We start from the raw sequence: 13,501 nt of genomic DNA, 5'->3' as shown, positions 1-13,501 counted from the left end.
CGTGGTCAAAAGCTCAAAGCAGCGGCGGCAATTGCGAGCAGCACATGGGTTAAGCGCTCATCAGCAATGCCGATGAAGCTTATGTAATCCATGATTGTGTTGAAATCAAGATAAACCACGATCTGCGGCAATTATGCGCGTTTACCGCGTATCACGCACTCCTGTCCGCCCTGACGAAATCGACAAAGGCGCGCAGCGCCGCCGGCATCTGCCGCCGGCTCGGATAATAGAGATAGAAGCCGGAATAATAGGGGCACCAGTCCTCCAGTACCCGTGTGAGCCGGCCATCCGCCACCAGATCTTTCACCTGGTCCTCGAAGGTGAAGGCGATGCCGGCACCGGCGAGCGCTGCATCCACCATCATGTCCTGATCGTCGAGAACAAGCGCGCCATCCACCTCGACCGACAGTTCCACGCCGCCACGCTCGAATTCCCAGGCGTAAAGCCGCCCGGTGCCGAAACGAAAGCCGATGCAGGGCAGGGATTTCAGCTGTTCCGGCGTCACCGGCTTCGGGTGTTTCTCGAAAAAGTCCGGCGTCGCGACGATCGCCGTCCGCTGCCGCGGGCCGATCGGCACGGCGATCATGTCCTGCGCGATGATCTCGCCGAAACGCACGCCGCCATCGAACCCTTCCGACACCATGTCGACCAGCTCGTTGTTGATGACGATCTCGATGCCGACCCTTGGATGCGCCTCCAGAAACCGCGCGACGAGTGGAAGAAGCACCATCCGCGCCGAAGGCCGCGAGGCATTGATCCGCAACCGCCCCACCGGCGTGCCGCGAAAATTGTTGAGGTCGTCCAGCGCATCCTCGATATCGCGGAAGGCGGGGGCGACGCGTGAAAGCAGCCGCTCGCCGGCCTCCGTCAGCGCCACGCTGCGCGTCGTGCGGTTGAACAACCGCACATCCAGCCTCTCCTCCAGCGCCTTCAACGAATGGCTGAGCGCAGACGGCGTGCAGCCCAGTTCGTCGGCAGCCCGTCGAAAACTCTTGTGTCGCGAAAGAGCCAGAAACGGCGACAGATCGGTGGGTGAGAAAACAGCCATTGCTGAAATTTACTCATCAACTCGAAGAGAATCCAGTCGATTATCTCACGAGCGATGTCAGCGTAGAAATCTCCTCAGCCGCCGATCAACGGAACGGCATCACCAAAGAGGAGATTTCAACATGCGTACATGGTTCATCACTGGTGCATCCCGCGGCTTTGGCGCCCTGATCACCGAAAAGGCTTTGGCAAAGGGCGATAATGTCGTTGCCACCGCTCGCAATCCGAAATCCGTCACTGAACGTTTCGGCGATCATCCCAACCTTCTCGCCGTCGCACTCGATGTCAACGACGAGACCCAGGCCCATGATGCCGCCAAGGCCGCGATTGCCCGCTTCGGCCGCATCGATGTTCTCGTCAACAATGCCGGTTTCGGCCTGCTCGGCGCGATCGAGGAAGCGACAGCTCATGAAGTCGAAGCGATCTACCGTACCAACGTCTTCGGGCTTCTCTCCGTCACTCGCGCCGTGCTGCCGCATATGCGCCGCCAGCGCTCGGGCCATATCCTCAATTTCTCGTCCATCGGCGGGTATCGCAGCGCTGCGGGCTTCGGCGTCTACTGCTCGGCCAAATTCGCAGTCGAAGGCCTGACTGAAGCGCTGGCCGACGAACTTGCCCCGCTTGGCATCTTCGCCACCGCCATCGAGCCCGGCTACTTCCGCACCGATTTCCTCGAAGGCAATTCGCTCAGCGTCAGCCCGGTCGAGATTGCCGATTATGCGCAAACTGCCGGCGTGGTGCGCGAAAAGGCAAAACACATCAGCCGCAACCAGCCCGGAAATCCGCAGAAGCTCGCCGCTGTGCTGATCGATTTCGTCGACATGGAAAACCCGCCCGTCCGCCTGCCGCTCGGCAGCGACACGGTCGCCGCCATCGAAGCCAAGATCGCCGCCGACACGGCGCTGCTTGAGCGGGTGAGGGCGATCTCGCTCTCGACGGATTTCGACAAGACGGAAGCAGCCTGAGCTGCCGTGACGCCGACATCGAAAACGCCCGGTGATGAGCCGGGCGTTTTTTGCATCTTGCCTACCGTATGCCCGCCAGCGACCGTCGCACCACATCCGATCCGCCATCCCCCAGTTCCGCATCGATCTCCGCGTGAACTCGTGTCCAGATCGGCAGAGCAGCGGAAAGCATCGCCATGCCTGCCTCGGTCAGCGTCAACAGCCGACCGCGGCGGTCCTTCGGGTCGGTCTCGGTTTTCACCAGTCCGCGCCGTTCCAGAACCTTGAGCGCCGCCGTCAAGGTCGTCCGGTCCATGGCCAGGAGATCACAGACCGATTTCATCGTTGCCGGGACAGGCCGGTTGAGCGACATCATCAGCGAAAACTGCCCGTTATTCAGCCCGATAGGCTTCATCGCCACGTCGAAACGCCGCGCAAGCGCCCGCGCTGCCCGCTGCACATGCAGGCACAGGCAGGTGTCGCGCACATGCAGGGTGGTGGAGAACGGAATCGATTCGAGATTTGACAGCATCGCATAATCATGTTGATATCAACGTAATCTGTCAAGGAAGAGGAGGTCCAAGACATGGATATCGCTGCATCCACAAAGGCCAAGCCTGACAATAGCGTTGTTGATAAGGATGAATGGCGCAATGCGCGGCTAAAACTTCTGGAACTGGAGAAGGAAGAAACCCATCTGCGTGACAAGGTGCGGGCGGCGCGGCAGGCACTTCCCTGGGTGAGGGTCGAAAAGGATTATACCTTCGATACGCTCGCTGGCCGCAAGACGTTCGCCGAGCTTTTCGATGGCCGCAGCCAGCTGCTTGTCTATCACTTCATGCTGGGCCCGGATTGGGACGAGGGCTGTATCGGCTGCTCTTTCTTCTGCGATCATGTCGAAGGCGCGTTGCCGCATCTGAACAATCACGACGTCACCTGGGTGGCGGTCTCCCGCGCACCGCTCGACAAGATCGAGGCCTATCGCAAGCGTATGGGCTGGAATTTCCCCTGGGTCTCGTCCTTCGGTGATGATTTCAACTACGATTACAACGTCTCATTCTCCGAGGAGCAGCGGGCATCCGGCGCCGTCGAATACAATTATCGCAAGGTTCCGACGAACGAAATCGCCGACGAGGAACACGGCATGTCCTCCTTCTACCGCAACGAGGCGGGCGAGATCTTTTACACCTATTCGACCTATGCCCGCGGCGGCGAAGAAGTCTGCGGCACGCTGATGCTGCTCGACCGCGCGCCTCTCGGCCGCAACGAGACCTCGACCATGAGCTTTTTGAAACGTCACGACGAATATGAAGCCGCGCCAAAGGAGAAGGGTTCATCCTGCTGCCATTGAAGCGGTGCAGACTTCATGAACAGGCCAGACTTCATGAACAGGGAGGAGAAGACGATGACGATGGTCATGGCAAAACCGCGCCCCGAGCACGGATTTCTCGAAAAGATGGTCGGCACCTGGGACGTTACTTCGGAGATGAGCGGCGACATGCCCTGGGTCGAAAATGTCCGCTCATTGCAGGGTATCTGGATCGTTGCCGAAGGTGCCGGCATGATGCCAAAAGGAGAGACCAAGGGGGAAGGTGGCGAACCCGCAACCACGATGCTCACCCTCGGATATGACGCCGCCAAGGGCAAATATGTCGGTACCTGGTTCGGTTCGATGATGGACTATCTCTGGGTCTATGAAGGTGAGGTCGAACCGGACGGGAAGACGCTCAGCCTTTACACGACCGGCCCGAAGATGAGCGGCGAGGGCATGGCCGATTACCGCGAGCAGATCACCTTCCTGTCCGATGGACACCGCACCTTCACCTCCAGCGCCAAGCAGCCGGATGGCAGCTGGAAACAGTTCATGGAGGCGCATTACCGGCGCAGGGCATAGACCGCCTCAAACGCCCACCTGCTCGAACCGCAAGGCGAAAACCCCAAGGAGAGAACGATGAGCGAAGACGATTTCGAAAAGCCGCAGCCCGAGCATCTGGCTCTGGAACGCCTGGTCGGCACCTGGGATGTCAAATCCTCGATGGCTGGGCCGGATGCCCACTGGACCGAGACCTGCCGTTCGCTGGATGGCATGTGGTATATTGCCGAGGGCGAAGGCGATGTGCCGGGAGGCAAGGCCAAAACGATCATGACGCTCGGTTACGATCCGGCCAAACGCCGTTATGTCGGCAGCTGGATCGGCACGATGATGGGCATGCTCTGGACCTATGACGGCGAGATGTCGCCGGATGGCAATACGCTCAGCCTCTACGCGACCGGACCGGATTTCGAAGGACAGGGCCGCACCGTCGAATACCGCGAACAGATCGTCTTTCAGGACGATGACCATCGGCTCTTTACCTCGGCGACGAGGCAGGAGGATGGCAGCTGGAAGACCTTTCAGGACATTCACTACACGCGCAGCAAATAGGCGGCTCAGGCCGCTCCACGAAGAAGAGAGGAGAAGACCATGTTGCAGACCGCCTCGACGACTCGCTCCGACACGCACGGCAAATTCATCTGGTGCGAGTTGATGACCTCCGACACCAAGGCCGCTGGCGATTTCTATTCCGCCGTTGTCGGCTGGAAGGTGACCTCGATGCAGATGCCGGATTTGCCGTCTTATTTCCTGTTCGAAATGGGCGAGGGGGAAAATTGCCCCGGCATCGGCGGCATGATGGATTTTCCGCCTGAACTGGAAGGCAAGCTGCCACCCAACTGGACGGGTTACGTTGCGGTTGATGATGTGGACGCGACGGCCAAGGAATATGTTTCACTCGGCGGGAGCGTGCAGCGCGAACCCGACGATATTCCCGGCATCGGCCGGTTTGCCGTGGTGGCGGATCCGCATGGCGCAGTGCTCTGCATCATGACGCCGATCCCGCCGGAAAATCCGCCGCGCGAACTGGGCCCGGAAGACGTGGGCAATGTCGGCTGGCGCGAGCTTTATGCCGGTGAGGTCAACGAGGCTTTCGACTTTTACGCCAAGGTGTTCGGCTGGACCAAGGACCATGATTTCGACATGGGCGCGATGGGACCGTATCGCATCTTCGCGCATGGCGGCAAAGCCATCGGCGGCATGATGACGAGGCCTGAAACGGTGCCGATCCCCTGCTGGAGCTATTATTTCAACGTTGAGGCCATCGATGCCGCACACGAGCGGATCACCTCCAACGGCGGCACGGTCGTCTTCGGCCCGCAGGAAGTTCCTGGCGGCAGCTGGATCGTCAACGCGACGGATCCGCAGGGTGCTTTCTTCTCGCTGGTGGCGCCGAAGAGGTAGATAACCAAAGACCCCTCCCCACAAGGGGGAGGGCTTAACCTGGCCAAGGCGTTGAAACCAAAGCACGGCAGGAGTTTGCCGCGAATTTTCTCCCCCCTAGCCGGGGGGGGGGGGGAGATGGCCGGCAGGCCAGAGCGGGATTTGCCCTGCGCATCATGTCTGACGTTTTACAGCATGTCTCCCGAAAGTGGTCATCGGTTTCGGGAGACATGCGCAAAAACAAAGAACTAAAGCGCGGCAAGCGAATCTGAAAGATCGCGACGCGCTTTAGTGAGCGCGGTCGTCCTACCGCTTCAAGCTCCCCAGGATCCCGCGCACCAGCGCCCGGCCAAGCTGGGTTGCGACTGTCCGCGTCACGCTCTTCATTGCCGCTTCAACGATCGTCTCGCGCTGGTAGCCCGACCGGCCGACCGTCTTGCGACCACGCTGCTGATCCTGATCGTCATTGCCGCCGCCGAAGCCCGGCAGGGTCCAGCCGGTTGTCTCGCCGGAACCGGCTGGAGGTGCAGGGTCGAGTTCGTCCTGCGCGTTTCTGGCGGCTGCCGCATCGGCGGCCTGCTTGGCGCGGGACGCGAGGATCTCGAAGGCGCTTTCGCGATCGATATCCTCGTCATAGACGCCGAGGACCGGGCTGCGGTCCATGATCCCCTGCCGCTCGGCATCGGTGAGCGGCCCGATCCGGGCGGAGGGTGGGCGGATCAGGGTGCGTTCCACCATCGACGGTGCGCCCTTTGCTTCCAGCGTCGAAACCAGCGCTTCGCCGGTGCCGAGTTGGGTGATTGCGGTAGCGCAGTCGAAATCCGGATTGGGGCGGAATGTATCGGCCGCCGTCTTCACCGCCTTCTGCTCGCGCGGCGTATAGGCGCGCAGCGCATGCTGCACCCGGTTGCCGAGCTGCGCCAGCACCGTTTCCGGCACGTCGAGCGGGTTCTGGGTAACGAAATAGACGCCGACGCCCTTGGAGCGAATCAGGCGCACCACCTGCTCCACCCGGTCGATCAAAATCTTCGGGGCTTCATCGAACAGCAGATGCGCCTCGTCGAAGAAGAACACCAGTTTCGGCTTGTCCGGATCGCCCACTTCCGGCAGTTCCTCGAACAGTTCCGAGAGCAGCCACAGAAGGAAGGTCGCGTAAAGCCGCGGGTTCATCATCAGCTTATCGGCCGCCAGAATGGAAATCTGGCCATAACCGTTATTAGGGTTCACCCGCATGATGTCGGTGATCTTCAGTGCCGGTTCGCCGAAGAAATGTTCCGCACCCTGCTGTTCCAGCACCAGAAGTGCGCGTTGGATCGAGCCGACCGAGGCCTTGGAGATCAGTCCGAATTCCTTGGAAAGCTCGGTCGCATTCTCCGCCATGTAGTTGAGCAGCGAGGTAAGGTCCTTCAGGTCGAGGAGCGGCAGGCCGCCCTTGTCGGCCAGCTTGAAGGCGATGTTGAGCACGCCTTCCTGCGGTTCCGACGCGTTCATCAGCCGGGCGAGCAGAAGCGGTCCCATCTCGGCGATCGTGGTGCGCACCCGATGGCCCTTTTCGCCATAGATGTCCCAAAAAATCACCGGAAACTGTTCGAAATCGTAATCCTGAAAGCCGATCTGCTCGGCGCGCTTCAACAGGAAGTCCTTGGATTCTCCCTTGGCCGCGACGCCCGAAAGGTCGCCCTTGATGTCGGCGGCGAAAACCGGAACGCCTGCCTTGGAAAAACCTTCCGCCAGAACCTGCAGCGTCACCGTCTTGCCGGTGCCCGTCGCCCCGGTCACCAGGCCGTGGCGGTTGCCGAATTTCAGGTCCAGATATTCGGCCTTGTTCAGCGTGTCGTCCGGCTTGCGGCTGCCGCCGATGAAGAGCTTACCCGTCTCGTCCGTCATGCAACTATGCGCTCCCTCGCGGCGTTTGTTCTCAAATACTTATAAGACGGGCTTTTCCGGGCGGCAACGGTTTCCCGAGGTCTTGGCCGGATGAGAGCATAGGAAAGCGAGGGCCAGATGACGATCAATGGCGCGGTGCCGGAAAATGGGGTTGATCGACCTGGGAAAGATCGCGGCAGGCATGCCGACACGCCGGCCGAAATTCCGACCCGCGGCTTGAAGGATGTCTTTTGGCGCGTCTTTGCCGCCGTAACCGAGGATCGGGTTTCACTGATTGCGGCAGGCGTCACCTATTATCTTCTGCTCGCCCTGTTTCCCGCCGCCAGCGTTCTCGTCTCGCTTTACGGCCTGCTGGCAGATCCGGCGGCGATCGCGGATCGCATCGCTTCGCTCGGCTCCATCATGCCGGTGGATGCGCTCAACATTTTCCTCGATCAGGTGAGAGCGCTGTCGGCCGAGCGCGGCGCCACCCTGTCGGCAGGTCTGGTTGGCGGTCTGGCGCTGGCCCTGTGGAGCGCCAACAACGGCATCAAGGCCCTGTTCGAAGCGATGAATGTCGCCTACCGGGAAGAGGAGAAACGCAGCATTTTAGGTCTCAACCTCGCCTCGCTCGCCTTCACGCTTGGCGCCTTCGTCATTGCCATCGTCATCCTGTTTGCAATGGGTATCGTGCCGGCCGTGCTCAATTATCTCTGGCTGGATCGCTGGGCGGAAATGATCATCCGTTTCGCCCGCTGGCCGGTCATGATGGTCTTTGTCGGCATCGGCATCATGGCGCTCTATCGTTTCGGCCCCAGCCGCGAGCCGGCAAAGGTCCGCTGGCTCACCTGGGGCGCGGTCTTCTCGACGCTTCTCTGGTTCGCCGCCTCGCTGGGCGTCTCCTTCTATCTCTCCAATATTGCCAACTACAATGCCACCTACGGCACGCTCGGGGCATTGATCGGCTTCATGGTCTGGACATGGATCTCCGCCATCATCGTCATCGTCGGCGCCGAGATAAACGCCGAACTGGAACATCAGACGGCGCGCGATTCGACGACGGGAAGACCGCGCCCGATGGGAGAGCGTGGAGCCTATATGGCCGATACGGTGGGCAAGCCGAGCGATTGAGCGGCAATCACGATTATCGGCTTGCCTTGTGCTCGCCCGCCCGTGAATAACACTGTCTCAAACGCTGGCCTTGTGCTGGACAAGTGTGTATTACTTTGACGTTAACGTCAGAATTTGAGGAGATGTCCTGATGAACGAACTGGTTTCCCGCGTCGCAGATAGCGTCGGCATCACGCCGGATGTGGCTGAAAAGGCGATCGGCATGATGCTCGGCTTCCTGCAGCGCGAGGCCGATGACGGAGCTGTCGCGCGGATGATCGAGGCAATCCCCGGCGCGCCGGAGCTGGTCGCCCAGTTCAACGGTGAAGGTTCAGGCGGCGGCGGTCTGCTCGGCGGCCTGATGGCCAGCTTCGGCGGCGGCGTCATGGCGCTGGGCCAGCAGCTGATGGCGCAGGGGCTCGGCATGGGTGAGATCACCGCGCTCGCCAAGGAAACCATGGCGGTCGCCCGCGAACATGCCGGCGACGAAGTGGTCGATACGGTCATCGCCTCCGTGCCGGGCCTGTCGCAGTTCGTCTGACCTTTTTATGAGAGGCCGCCCGCAATTTAGGCGGCCTCTAATCGACCTCTTCCGCGCGCCCGGCTTCGACGACGAGATGTGGCCCGCCTCCCGTCCTGAAGAAACGCCAATGCTCACTACTGGCACCACTTGGAAAGAGCTGAAGACTGTATCCGCCGGACAGCGATAGATCCATTCCACCAAATCCATCAACCTTGATGGATCTGACGACAAGGCCATTGGTCGAATTTACAATGCTTCGTGTGGCTTCGTCATACCCTTGCAGGATATGGAAGAGTCGGGCGTGTTGAAGCGTACGTGAACGTTCGTCCTCCCCATCTGCTTCTTTATCGTCCCGGGCCGGCTCATAACGATCGAATGATCCGGTCAAGATCATGTTCTCGGATACGATTCTCCAAGGACATTGAACATGCAGGGCATAGGTGCCTACCGAACCTTTGCCGGATGGTAATGGCGAGATCTCACCGAAGTGGAACATTTTCATGTCCAGTGCATCGCGAGCGATGCTGAGTTGCAGGCCGACAAGCACATCAAGCCGATCTTGAATATGGTTCTGAAAGCCAGCCGTAGTCATCGATCACACAAAGTTTGAAGTGGTCGTAGTTGTCGCATAAGTGAGTCATTCAATCCATTGGGCTTTTCGACCGCTACAGGAAAAGCAAAAAAGCCGCCGGTCATGTGCCGGCGGCTTTTTGTCGTGTGGCCAATCGGGGGAATGCCACGCGATTTGGGCAGGGGTATGCCCGGCCGAAGATATGCTTCGGACCATCGCCGGGTGATCTGGGAAATGGCGATAGTTAAATGTATATTAGGTTGATCTAATTTGCAATATGTCGAATATCTGTTTTCCCTAGGCCGGCATTAGACTTAACAAGAACTTATACTTAGCCACATGCCCTTCTGGGATTCTGCGTATTTTTGTCTCATCAGGCCTATTTTTTGCGCACAATAACTTGACTCTTATTTTCAGCTTTAATACGTCGAATAGGCAACTCAAATCGGAATACATTCATGATTTCCAACAATTTAGGTGTCCGCATCGCAGCTTGCGCGATGTCAATTTCGGCTGCTCTTTTTTCGGGCACGGCTTTTGCCGAAGAAAAGACGATCACCGACGTGATCGGTCGCGAAGTAAAGGTTGATCTGCCGGCAAAGCGCGTTGTCGTCGGTTTTTACTTTGAAGACTACATGGCAGTTGGCGGTGAAAAGGCTTACGATCAGGTCGTCGGCATTTCCCGCGAAGCCTGGGAAGGCTGGGTTCCGGCAAACTGGAACATGCACACCGCCCACCGCGCCTCGCTGAAGGACATCCCTGATGTCGGCGAAGTCGAAGCCCAGACCTTCTCGGTCGAAAAGCTCCTGAGCCTCAACCCCGATCTCGTCATCCTTGCCGACTGGCAGTACAAGGCGCTCGGCCTTGATGCGGATCGTATCGAGGAAGAAGGCATCCCGGTCGTGGTCGTCGATTACAACGCCCAGACGGTGGACCGCCACGTTGCCTCGACGCTCGTTCTCGGCACCCTGACGGGTGAGGAAGCTCGCGCCAAGGAAATCGCCGACTTCTATTCCGGCGCCCTGAAGGATGTCTCCAATCGCGTTGCCAAGGCCGGCGCCGCCAAGCCAAAGGTCTATGTCGAATTCGGCAACAAAGGCCCGGCCGAATATTCCTTCACCTATGGCAAGAACATGTGGGGCGCCATGTCGACCGCCGCTGGCGCAGACAATATCGCAGCACCGTTTGTCGAATGGTGGGGCCCGATCAACCCGGAACAGGTCTTGGCCTCGGTACCGGACGCGATCTTCATTTCCGGCCGCGAAAACAACAAGAGCGATACCGCTTTGCCGATGGGCCAGAGCGTGAAGGCTGACGAAGCCCGCACCAAGCTCAAGGCATTCGAAACCCGCCAGGGCTGGGACCAGCTGCCGGCCGTCAAGAACGGCAAGCTCTTCGGTGTCTATCAGGGCGCGTCCCGTACGCTCTCCGATTTCGCCATGGTCCAGTACATCGCCAAGCAGCTCTATCCGGAGCAGTTCGCCGATGTCGATCCGATCGCCAACTACCATGCCTATTACGCAAAATACCTGCCGGTGCAGCCGGAAGGCACCTTCGCAATCTCCGTGAAGGACTGATTGGTCTCCCAAGACTGACGGAAGGCGCGAGGCTTCGGCCGGCGTCTTCCACCCGTTTCCGGCTGAGGCGACATCAAAGACATGACAATCCCGACTAGCAATGCCGAAGCGATCGGCGCCCATCGCGCCCGCGAGCGCCGCCGCTGGCGCACCGTGCTCCTTTTCCTGGCGCTGATGGCGGCAAGCTTCGTGCTCGATATCGCCACCGGCCCCTCCATGCTGTCGCCGGCAGAAGTGCTACGCTCCCTGACCGGATTGGGCGACCGCGCGCCGATGACCGATTCCATCGTCCGCTCGCTGCGCCTGCCCATGGCGCTGATGGCGCTTGTTGTCGGTGCAGCCCTTGGCGCGGGCGGCGCGCAGATGCAGACCATCCTCAACAACCCGATGGCCAGCCCCTATACGCTCGGCATGGCCGCTGCCGCAGGCTTTGGCGCGGCACTGGTTCTCGCTGTCGGCGGGCTTGGCCTCTCGGCCATGATCGCCGTGCCGCTCGGCGCCTTCGTCTTTTCCATGCTCGCCGCCTTCTTCCTGTTCATGCTCGCCTCCATGCGACGGATGAACACCGAAACGATCATCCTCGGCGGTATTGCGTTGCTCTTCCTGTTCCAGTCGCTCCTGTCGCTGATCCAGTTCCTTTCGTCGCCGGAACTGTCGCAGCAGATCCTGTTCTGGCTGTTCGGCAGCCTAACCAAGGCCACCTGGCCGACGCTGACGCTGACCGCCATCGTCACGCTCGTCTGCTGCATCGTTCTAATGGCCGACTCCTGGAAACTCGCCGCCCTGCGCATGGGCGAAATGCGGGCCGCAAGCCTTGGGGTCAATGTCCGTTTCCTGCGCATGAAAGTGCTGGTCATCGTCGCAATCATGACCGCGACCGCCACCAGTTTCGTCGGCGTCATCGGCTTCATCGGCCTCGTCGCCCCGCATATTGCCCGCATGACGGTGGGGGAAGACCAGCGCTATTTCCTGCCGATGTCGGTCATATCAGGCGCGCTGATGCTGTCGGCCGCTTCTGTCCTGTCGAAGTCGATCATCCCGGGCGCGCTCTTTCCGGTCGGCATCGTCACCGCCATTGTCGGCGTGCCTTTCCTGCTCTGGCTGATCTTCGCACCCCGGAAACGCACATGAGGGGGAAACGCACATGATCGAGATCGAAAACCTCTCCGTCAAACGCGGCGGCCAGACCATCGTTCGCGGCGTCAGCACGCGGCTCGAAGGCGGCAGGATCCACGCCATCATCGGCCCCAACGGCACCGGCAAGACGACGCTTTTGCGCGCCATCTTCGGCGACCTGCCGATCGACAAGGGTGTCGTGCGCATTGAAAACAAGACGATCTCCGCAACAGGCCGCAAACGGCTTTCCGACTGGCGTGAACACATCGCCTACATGCCGCAGGATACCGGCGCCGACGTGGCGCTGACGGTGCTCGAAGTCGTTGTCCTCGGACGGCTGGGAAAGCTCTCGCTGCATATCGATGACGAAACGCTGGAAATGGCCATGGACCGCCTCAACCAGGCCGGCATCGGCCATCTCGCCGGTCGCGATATCGCCTCGTTGAGCGGCGGCCAAAGGCAGATGGTGTTGTTCGCCCAGGTGCTGATGCGCCAGCCGAAGGTCATGCTGCTCGACGAGCCGGTGAGCGCTCTCGACCTGAAACATCAGGTAGCCCTTCTCGATGTCGTGCGCCGGGAAACCCGTGCCAATGGCTGGGCGACGCTGGTCGTCCTGCACGATCTCAATCTCGCCTGCCAGTATGCCGACAATCTTCTGGTGATCGCCGATGGCACGCTTAAGGCCTCTGGCCCGCCGAAGCAGATCATGACCCCCGATCTCGTGCACGAGACCTACGGCATCCATGTCGAGGTGCTGCATGACCGCCGTGGCAACCCTGTCGTCCAGCCGCTTGGCAATATCCACGAAATCTCCTCCGAAGATGAAATCTCCCCTGCAAACGAAGGAATGCTTGCATGAAATCCGTCGCCCTGGCGCTTGCCGCCGCGCTCGTCTCTTCGCCCCTGATGGCGGCCGATCACACGGTGAAAATGCTGAATTTCGGCACGGACGGCAGCATGGTGTTTGAGCCGGCCTATGTGAAGGCCGAGATCGGCGACACGATCACCTTCGTGCCGCAGAATTCCAGCCACAACGTCCAGTCCTTTGCCATCCCGGAAGGTGCGGCACCCTGGAAGAGCAAGCTGGATGAGGAATACAAGGTGACCGTCGATAAGGAGGGTGTCTACCTCTATTATTGCCCGCCGCATCTGATGATGGCGATGATCGGCGTGGTTCAGGTCGGCAAGCCGGAAAACCTCGAAGCAGTCAAGGAAAAGGCGGCAAAGCTGCGCTCCAAGCTGGTGATGAAGAAGGAGCGTCTCGACGCCTATCTCGGTCAGGTCACCGAATAAAACGGTCGCCGATTCGCATCCGAATGCCCGGTTCCGGCCGGGCATTTATCTTTGTGGGTGCTACTTAAGGAAGCCATTGACTTTCCTTGCCAACAGGCCCATGTGAGCCTCGAAGCGACGGCCCGTCCGGGCGTCGCTCTTTCAAAGGACAACCGAGATGAACCCCGACAGTCGAAGTTCGACGTCAACAGATAGACC

Annotated in this window: 16 protein-coding genes; 11 read left to right on the top strand and 5 right to left on the bottom strand. The window is 59.9% G+C overall.

Annotated elements, in window-relative coordinates; translation table 11 throughout:
• Positions 1 to 5 precede the first annotated feature (5 nt).
• Both JNB91_RS31225 and JNB91_RS22325 read right to left on the bottom strand, forming a co-directional pair.
• Positions 6 to 131 carry a hypothetical protein gene (locus JNB91_RS31225; RefSeq protein ID WP_262928023.1) on the bottom strand — a complete coding sequence of 42 codons (126 nt, stop codon included), beginning with the start codon at positions 129 to 131 and terminating at the stop codon, positions 6 to 8.
• Between the two features lie 20 nt (positions 132 to 151).
• Positions 152 to 1,048, bottom strand: a complete 897-nt coding sequence (locus JNB91_RS22325) for a LysR family transcriptional regulator (RefSeq protein WP_220327685.1) — start codon at positions 1,046 to 1,048, stop codon at positions 152 to 154.
• A 121-nt stretch (positions 1,049 to 1,169) separates the two neighbouring features.
• Between JNB91_RS22325 and JNB91_RS22320 the strand changes: the two genes are divergently transcribed.
• On the top strand, positions 1,170 to 2,012 hold the full coding sequence (locus tag JNB91_RS22320; protein WP_220327684.1) for an oxidoreductase: 843 nt from the start codon (positions 1,170 to 1,172) through the stop codon (positions 2,010 to 2,012).
• A 61-nt stretch (positions 2,013 to 2,073) separates the two neighbouring features.
• Here JNB91_RS22320 and JNB91_RS22315 read toward each other — a convergent pair whose 3' ends face one another.
• Entirely contained in the window at positions 2,074 to 2,520 is a 447-nt protein-coding gene (locus tag JNB91_RS22315) for a MarR family winged helix-turn-helix transcriptional regulator (protein ID WP_220327735.1), read from the bottom strand.
• A gap of 57 nt (positions 2,521 to 2,577) precedes the next feature.
• On the opposite strand from JNB91_RS22315, the gene JNB91_RS22310 reads away from it, so the two are divergent.
• From JNB91_RS22310 to JNB91_RS22295, 4 genes are read left to right on the top strand one after another with little or no spacing between them, the layout of a single operon-like run.
• Positions 2,578 to 3,342, top strand: a complete 765-nt coding sequence (locus JNB91_RS22310) for a DUF899 domain-containing protein (protein WP_220327683.1) — start codon at positions 2,578 to 2,580, stop codon at positions 3,340 to 3,342.
• Between the two features lie 60 nt (positions 3,343 to 3,402).
• Positions 3,403 to 3,885 carry a DUF1579 domain-containing protein gene (locus JNB91_RS22305; RefSeq protein WP_220327734.1) on the top strand — a complete coding sequence of 161 codons (483 nt, stop codon included), beginning with the start codon at positions 3,403 to 3,405 and terminating at the stop codon, positions 3,883 to 3,885.
• A 57-nt stretch (positions 3,886 to 3,942) separates the two neighbouring features.
• Positions 3,943 to 4,416 (top strand): DUF1579 domain-containing protein, encoded by a 474-nt coding sequence (locus JNB91_RS22300; protein WP_220327682.1) that lies wholly within the window; start codon positions 3,943 to 3,945, stop codon positions 4,414 to 4,416.
• Positions 4,417 to 4,455: 39 nt separating this feature from the next.
• On the top strand, positions 4,456 to 5,268 hold the full coding sequence (locus JNB91_RS22295; protein WP_220327681.1) for a VOC family protein: 813 nt from the start codon (positions 4,456 to 4,458) through the stop codon (positions 5,266 to 5,268).
• A gap of 285 nt (positions 5,269 to 5,553) precedes the next feature.
• Here the strand turns inward: JNB91_RS22295 and JNB91_RS22290 are convergent, their stop codons facing one another.
• Positions 5,554 to 7,134 carry a helicase HerA-like C-terminal domain-containing protein gene (locus JNB91_RS22290; RefSeq protein WP_220327680.1) on the bottom strand — a complete coding sequence of 527 codons (1,581 nt, stop codon included), beginning with the start codon at positions 7,132 to 7,134 and terminating at the stop codon, positions 5,554 to 5,556.
• A gap of 117 nt (positions 7,135 to 7,251) precedes the next feature.
• On the opposite strand from JNB91_RS22290, the gene JNB91_RS22285 reads away from it, so the two are divergent.
• Together JNB91_RS22285 and JNB91_RS22280 are read left to right on the top strand one after the other, a co-directional pair.
• Positions 7,252 to 8,244: a YihY/virulence factor BrkB family protein gene (locus JNB91_RS22285; protein WP_220327679.1), complete on the top strand. Its 993-nt coding sequence runs from the start codon at positions 7,252 to 7,254 to the stop codon at positions 8,242 to 8,244.
• 130 nt (positions 8,245 to 8,374) lie between these two features.
• Positions 8,375 to 8,764: a hypothetical protein gene (locus JNB91_RS22280; RefSeq protein WP_220327678.1), complete on the top strand. Its 390-nt coding sequence runs from the start codon at positions 8,375 to 8,377 to the stop codon at positions 8,762 to 8,764.
• A 37-nt stretch (positions 8,765 to 8,801) separates the two neighbouring features.
• On the opposite strand, the gene JNB91_RS22275 is transcribed toward JNB91_RS22280, so the two are convergent.
• Complete coding sequence (locus JNB91_RS22275) at positions 8,802 to 9,338, bottom strand: hypothetical protein (protein ID WP_220327677.1); 537 nt, start codon at positions 9,336 to 9,338, stop codon at positions 8,802 to 8,804.
• A gap of 479 nt (positions 9,339 to 9,817) precedes the next feature.
• Here JNB91_RS22275 and JNB91_RS22270 point away from each other — a divergent pair, with 479 nt between their 5' ends.
• From JNB91_RS22270 to JNB91_RS22255, 4 genes are all read left to right on the top strand, one after another.
• Positions 9,818 to 10,894: an ABC transporter substrate-binding protein gene (locus JNB91_RS22270; RefSeq protein ID WP_220327733.1), complete on the top strand. Its 1,077-nt coding sequence runs from the start codon at positions 9,818 to 9,820 to the stop codon at positions 10,892 to 10,894.
• 81 nt (positions 10,895 to 10,975) lie between these two features.
• Positions 10,976 to 12,025 carry a FecCD family ABC transporter permease gene (locus JNB91_RS22265; protein WP_220327676.1) on the top strand — a complete coding sequence of 350 codons (1,050 nt, stop codon included), beginning with the start codon at positions 10,976 to 10,978 and terminating at the stop codon, positions 12,023 to 12,025.
• Positions 12,026 to 12,038: 13 nt separating this feature from the next.
• Positions 12,039 to 12,869 (top strand): ABC transporter ATP-binding protein, encoded by an 831-nt coding sequence (locus JNB91_RS22260; RefSeq protein ID WP_220327675.1) that lies wholly within the window; start codon positions 12,039 to 12,041, stop codon positions 12,867 to 12,869.
• The gene (locus tag JNB91_RS22255; protein WP_220327674.1) at positions 12,866 to 13,303 is read left to right on the top strand and encodes a pseudoazurin; all 438 of its coding nucleotides are present in this window, start codon (positions 12,866 to 12,868) and stop codon (positions 13,301 to 13,303) included. The genes JNB91_RS22260 and JNB91_RS22255 overlap by 4 nt, the downstream gene beginning before the upstream one ends.
• The last annotated feature ends 198 nt before the right edge of the window (positions 13,304 to 13,501 follow it).

It is taken from the genome of Aliirhizobium wenxiniae (assembly GCF_019511445.1).
Taxonomy (GTDB): domain Bacteria; phylum Pseudomonadota; class Alphaproteobacteria; order Rhizobiales; family Rhizobiaceae; genus Neorhizobium; species Neorhizobium wenxiniae_A.
Note: the sequence above shows the minus strand (reverse complement) of the source record. Positions and strands in the feature narration are given on the sequence as shown.

Excerpts from the sequence above, each read along its gene's own strand:
- JNB91_RS22300 (WP_220327682.1), top strand. The coding sequence starts at position 3,943 with ATGAGCGAAGACGATTTCGAAAAGCCGCAGCCCGAGCATCTGGCTCTG.
- JNB91_RS22290 (WP_220327680.1), bottom strand. The coding sequence starts at position 7,134 with ATGACGGACGAGACGGGTAAGCTCTTCATCGGCGGCAGCCGCAAGCCG.
- JNB91_RS22275 (WP_220327677.1), bottom strand. The coding sequence starts at position 9,338 with ATGACTACGGCTGGCTTTCAGAACCATATTCAAGATCGGCTTGATGTG.
- JNB91_RS22295 (WP_220327681.1), top strand. The coding sequence starts at position 4,456 with ATGTTGCAGACCGCCTCGACGACTCGCTCCGACACGCACGGCAAATTC.
- JNB91_RS22255 (WP_220327674.1), top strand. The coding sequence starts at position 12,866 with ATGAAATCCGTCGCCCTGGCGCTTGCCGCCGCGCTCGTCTCTTCGCCC.
- JNB91_RS22305 (WP_220327734.1), top strand. The coding sequence starts at position 3,403 with ATGGTCATGGCAAAACCGCGCCCCGAGCACGGATTTCTCGAAAAGATG.
- JNB91_RS22310 (WP_220327683.1), top strand. The coding sequence starts at position 2,578 with ATGGATATCGCTGCATCCACAAAGGCCAAGCCTGACAATAGCGTTGTT.
- JNB91_RS22270 (WP_220327733.1), top strand. The coding sequence starts at position 9,818 with ATGTCAATTTCGGCTGCTCTTTTTTCGGGCACGGCTTTTGCCGAAGAA.
- JNB91_RS22325 (WP_220327685.1), bottom strand. The coding sequence starts at position 1,048 with ATGGCTGTTTTCTCACCCACCGATCTGTCGCCGTTTCTGGCTCTTTCG.
- JNB91_RS22280 (WP_220327678.1), top strand. The coding sequence starts at position 8,375 with ATGAACGAACTGGTTTCCCGCGTCGCAGATAGCGTCGGCATCACGCCG.
- JNB91_RS22320 (WP_220327684.1), top strand. The coding sequence starts at position 1,170 with ATGCGTACATGGTTCATCACTGGTGCATCCCGCGGCTTTGGCGCCCTG.
- JNB91_RS22260 (WP_220327675.1), top strand. The coding sequence starts at position 12,039 with ATGATCGAGATCGAAAACCTCTCCGTCAAACGCGGCGGCCAGACCATC.
- JNB91_RS22285 (WP_220327679.1), top strand. The coding sequence starts at position 7,252 with ATGACGATCAATGGCGCGGTGCCGGAAAATGGGGTTGATCGACCTGGG.
- JNB91_RS22265 (WP_220327676.1), top strand. The coding sequence starts at position 10,976 with ATGACAATCCCGACTAGCAATGCCGAAGCGATCGGCGCCCATCGCGCC.